The 4,606-nt window shown below is 69.4% G+C and carries 6 protein-coding genes; all 6 read left to right on the forward strand.

What is annotated here, in order from left to right; genetic code table 11:
- Positions 1 to 405: 405 nt before the first annotated feature.
- The gene (locus tag ACHFGS_RS01255) at positions 406 to 1,167 is read left to right on the forward strand and encodes a tyrosine-type recombinase/integrase (RefSeq protein WP_394289072.1); all 762 of its coding nucleotides are present in this window, start codon (positions 406 to 408) and stop codon (positions 1,165 to 1,167) included.
- 34 nt (positions 1,168 to 1,201) lie between these two features.
- Positions 1,202 to 1,606, forward strand: a complete 405-nt coding sequence (locus ACHFGS_RS01260; RefSeq protein ID WP_394279457.1) for a hypothetical protein — start codon at positions 1,202 to 1,204, stop codon at positions 1,604 to 1,606.
- A gap of 184 nt (positions 1,607 to 1,790) precedes the next feature.
- Positions 1,791 to 1,946 (forward strand): helix-turn-helix domain-containing protein, encoded by a 156-nt coding sequence (locus ACHFGS_RS01265; RefSeq protein ID WP_394289074.1) that lies wholly within the window; start codon positions 1,791 to 1,793, stop codon positions 1,944 to 1,946.
- Positions 1,943 to 2,170, forward strand: a complete 228-nt coding sequence (locus ACHFGS_RS01270) for a hypothetical protein (RefSeq protein WP_394279455.1) — start codon at positions 1,943 to 1,945, stop codon at positions 2,168 to 2,170. Before ACHFGS_RS01265 ends, ACHFGS_RS01270 begins: the two co-directional genes overlap by 4 nt.
- A gap of 285 nt (positions 2,171 to 2,455) precedes the next feature.
- Complete coding sequence (locus ACHFGS_RS01275; protein ID WP_394279454.1) at positions 2,456 to 2,791, forward strand: helix-turn-helix domain-containing protein; 336 nt, start codon at positions 2,456 to 2,458, stop codon at positions 2,789 to 2,791.
- A gap of 1,155 nt (positions 2,792 to 3,946) precedes the next feature.
- On the forward strand, positions 3,947 to 4,606 hold a 660-nt coding region (locus ACHFGS_RS01280; protein WP_394289073.1), incomplete at its 3' end, for a hypothetical protein.

Here is a 4,606-nt window from a genome sequence, read left to right on the forward strand (position 1 = left end):
TGCCACCGCCTCCTTCGGGTCAAAATTACATCGTTTCGGCATCAAAACGGCATCCGATGCCCGGTTTGATTATAGGTGCGGCCGGAGCACGTGTCAAATGTTTCGCGGCTCCTGCAAAGTTTTTCCTCCGTTCGGGAAACATACGAAAAAATCGTTATTTTGTCTGAAATGGACTTGCAAACCGGGGAGGGTTGTGGTACGATAAGAACGTTAAATTCTGGTTGAAACCGTGCGGATGGTTTTCGCGCGCGCCCGGCCGGAGTGACAAGCGAGTGGCTGGCGCGCCGTTGGGCGCGCAGCGTCGGACGCGACGTGTCCGCCACTGGCCGGCTCCCGCGCGCCGTAGTCGCCGCGTGGGAGGCTGCCGGTCGCCCTGTGGTCACCCCGCCGCCGTCGCGGCCGGTCGTGGCTCCCGAGGTCGCGGGGCGAGCCACAGCCGCCCGCGCCTATGCGACGTTGCGCGCCGTGCTCACTGTCGCGGTGCGCGACGGGCTACTGTCAGCCAACCCCTGCCAGATACCAGGCGCCGCCAACGCGCAGCACCGGGAGCGCGGCACCGCCAGCCCCGCCGAGGTCGCGCAACTGGCCGCACACATGCCCGCCCGGTACGCCGCCGCCGTGTGGCTGGCCGCGTGGTCAGGTCTGCGCTATGGCGAGCTGTTCGCCCTGGCCCGCGAGCACGTCGACGTAGAAGCGCGCACCGTGCGTGTCGAGCGGGCACTAGTGAACGTCCCCGGCCAGCCGGTCGCGTTCGGCCAGCCCAAGACCCGCAAGAGCGTCCGCACCGTACGCATCCCCGCGACCGTCGCGCAGCTCATCGCCGCGCACCTTGCCGAGTACGTGCCCGATGCTCCGGGCGCGCTCGTGTTCGCCCTGCCCGACGGCCGGCCGGTCGCGAACGTGCGCGTATCGGCATGGTTCCGCAAAGCCCGCGCCGTGATCGGTCGCGATGACCTCACCTGGCACGACCTCCGGCACACCGGCGCCATGTTCGCCTACCGGGCCGGCGCATCGGTGCCCGCCGTGCAAGCCCGGCTAGGACATACGACCATGCGCGCCGCCATGATCTACGCGCACGCCGCCGACGACTCCGATGCTGTGCTGGCCGACGCGCTCGAGCCATACGCCGCCGCCGCCGCTGGTGTCCCGAAACTGCGCGCCGTGTGACTCAATGTCTGCACGCGTCGCTATGGTGGCTCGCATGACCACCTACACCGCCGCCCGGTCTATGGGCGTCGGTGCTGATCGTCCGCAGGATCGCCTGCCCAAGCGGGCACCGGTCCGGCGCAGGCTGCTCGCCAACGTGGCCGCCGCTAAGTCAGGTAGTGCACTCGCGAACTTGTATCGCACGCTGCTCGCCGGCCTCACCCAAGGTGAAGACCGCGCCGCCGCATGGCGCGCGGCGCGCGGGATGCTACCGATTGCCAGCGCATCCCGCACCGAGGTCAGCTCGACCGCGACAGTTGTCGCGACAAGCGCCGTAATCGGTGCGACGATCCCGACTCGTCGCGAGCCCGACGACGGCCCGCCGACGATTGTCGACCCGCCGCCGATGCTTGTTCGTGCACCCCGCGCACCGGAAACACGCATGCAGCGCACGGCCTAGCACGGCACACGACCGGCCCCCGGGCGACACCGGCCCGCACGATCCGTAGACAGGATCGCGCCGCCGCCCGCGCGCTGCATCGAAGATCGCACGCACTCGACCCCCGTGCGTGTTCTTTGTCGCCCCTCGCATCCCGTGAGGGGAAATACACATGTCCAACGACTTTGGTCGACTACTGACCGTGATGGAGGCGGCTGACTCTCTGAACGTGACGCCGCGCATGGTGCGCAAGCTCGTAGAGACTCGCGCGCTGCCGAGCGTCAAAATTGGGCGGCTCGTTCGCATCGCCCCCGACGCACTCGCGAGTTACGCACGTGCGCAGACTCGGGGCGACTCGTGACCGGCGCCATGCAGTTGCCAGAGGGCGCACCATTGGCCGCGCAACTCATCGCCGCACTCACGCCGATGATCCCCGACGACGTGCGCGCGCTGCCGGTCACGTCGGCCCGATACCGGATCGCGCTGCAGTGTGCCGCTCGTGCGGCCGGCTGGCCACTGCGCCCGAGCCGGTCAGAGCTGGCACGCGGCGCCGCGTACATCGCGGGTTTGGAGGCTCGGTCATGAGCACGCAAGCAATGTGCCGGGTTGCAATGCTCCCGCTGTCTCAGTGCACGCTCACGGCGTATCGCGTGCTCATCCTCGCGGCCCTCATCGCCCATGAGGATGAACAGGAGATCTCACGCGCCCCGCTCCGGCGTCCTTGGGTGGCCGGCCTACTCGGCATCACCCCTAAGGCTGTCCAGCGCGCTGTGCGCGAGCTGGTGGCCGCTGGGCTCTTGTCTGTCGACGAGCCACCCCGGCGCGTGGGCGGCACAGAGTGGCATCCGACGACGTACGTGGTTATGCCGCATGGCGACCGCAGCGAGTAAGTGGGCCGCGCTGCTGCCCATGACCGTGACGCACCGGGCGACGACGCGCGCGGTGCTGTGCGCGCTCGCGGCGTACAGCACCGATCCCGGCTACTGCGCATACCCGAGCGTCACAACAATGGCCGACGCGCTGGGCCGCACCCGTAGATCAATCCAACGCGCCCTAGTCGAGCTGACAGAACTCGAGCTGATCCGACCCGGCGACCAAGAAGCCACCCGCCGCATGCGCGCCGACCGGCGCCCCCCGGTGTACGACGTGCTCACGCCCGAACTGCTGGACGCAGAGCGGGAGAGAGCGTCACGCGAAGCGCGATGAGCCACGACAACCGAGCATGCACGGTGAGCGGGTGCGACCGCCCGCTGTACCAGAGCGCGCGATTCTGCGCCCCTCACCGTGCACGCTGGTACCGGTACGGCGACCCGCTCGGGATGCCCCCGCCGCGCCGGCGCCACGATCTGACCGGCCAGCGGTTCGGCCAGCTCGTGGCGGTGTCCTACCGTGAAGACGCCCACAAGTGGCAATGCCGGTGCGACTGCGGGCTAGATCATGCCGTCGCCACATCGTCACTACTGGCCGGCCACACGCGCAGTTGCGGCCAGCGTCTACGCCACACGACCGCGCACACCTACGCACAGGCGCACGCACATCTGCGCGCCCTGCGCGGCCCCGCATCGGGGCACCCGTGCGCGCGCTGTGTGACGACGCCCGCCGCGCACTGGGCATACCGCCACGCGGCCGCATCACGTCGCATCGACTCCGGCCCCGGCCCCTGGTCACCCGACCCCGACGATTACGAACCGCTCTGCGTACCGTGCCACAAGCGTGGCGACCTCGCGCAGCTCGCCACGGAGAGAGCCGCCGCCCACGGGTTACATCCGTTGTGGTAGCGCGCAGCTATCCACAGCGGGGCGACATAGTGCGTCACGTCGTCACGGCAGTTATCCACAGCGGGGCGACACACCGCGTCACGTCGTCGCGATACGGGGCGACATAGTGCGTCACGTCGTCCACAAGCGGGGCGACATAGTGCGTCACGTCGTCGCGGCACTACTGGCCAGTTATCCACAGCGGGGCGACATAGTGCGTCACGTCGCGCTGAGCGGGGCGACACACTGTGTCGCGAACGGGGCGACATGGTGTGTCGCATAACAGACCATAGACATACCTATAGAACTAAGTAGTTAACTCGCGTTGGTAACCGTGCGCACGCGCGCGCGGCCTCGTCAGCGCACCCGCGTTTTTCCGATGGGGAAGCGCCGGAAGCCCCGCGACCACCGCCCCCATCTCCCCAATCTGGTCAGAAAAAAAACGGGGCGACATGGTGCGTCGCCCCGTTCAAAATCGCCGCACACGTGGCCCACGAACCGGAAACCGACGCCCCGCGACCTCGAGCTGAGCACATGCCCGAACCGGCGCCCCGCAACCCCGAGCTGGCTGCCCACGACCTCGAGCCGGCCCGCGCCGCAGAACGTGCCCGGGATCATCGCCCACGGCCTCGAGCTGGCTGCCCGCGACCTCGAGCTGGCACGCCACGACCTCGAGCCGGCCCACGATCTCGAGCTGGCCGCACACGTCGCTCACGACCTCGAGCCGGCCCGCGCGCAGCGCGTGCCCGGGATCGTCGCCCGCGACCTCGAGCTGGCATCCCGCGACCTCGAGCTGGCATCCCACGACCTCGAGCTGGCACCCCCACGACCTCGACCCGGTCGCACGTCGCTCACGACCTCGAGCCGGCCCCCGCGCAGCACATGCCCGCCGCCCCACGACCTCGAGCTGGCCCACGATCTCGAGCTGGCCCGCGCCGCAGCACGTGTCCGGATCATCGCCCGCGACCTCGAGCTGGCACCCCCACGACCTCGAGCCGGCACCCCCACGACCTCGACCCGGTCGCACGTCGCTCACGACCTCGAGCCGGCCCCCGCGCAGCACATGCCCGAACCGGCGCCCCGCAACCTCGAGCTGGCCCACGATCTCGAGCTGGCCCGCGCCGCAGCACGTGTCCGGGATCATCGCCCGCGACCTCGAGCTGGCATCCCACGACCTCGAGCTGGCACCCCCACGACCTCGACCCGGTCGCACGTCGCTCACGACCTCGAGCCGGCCCCCGCGCAGCACATGCCCGCCGCCCCA

It is taken from the genome of Microbacterium sp. (assembly GCF_043427715.1).
In the GTDB taxonomy this organism is placed as follows: domain Bacteria; phylum Actinomycetota; class Actinomycetes; order Actinomycetales; family Microbacteriaceae; genus Microbacterium.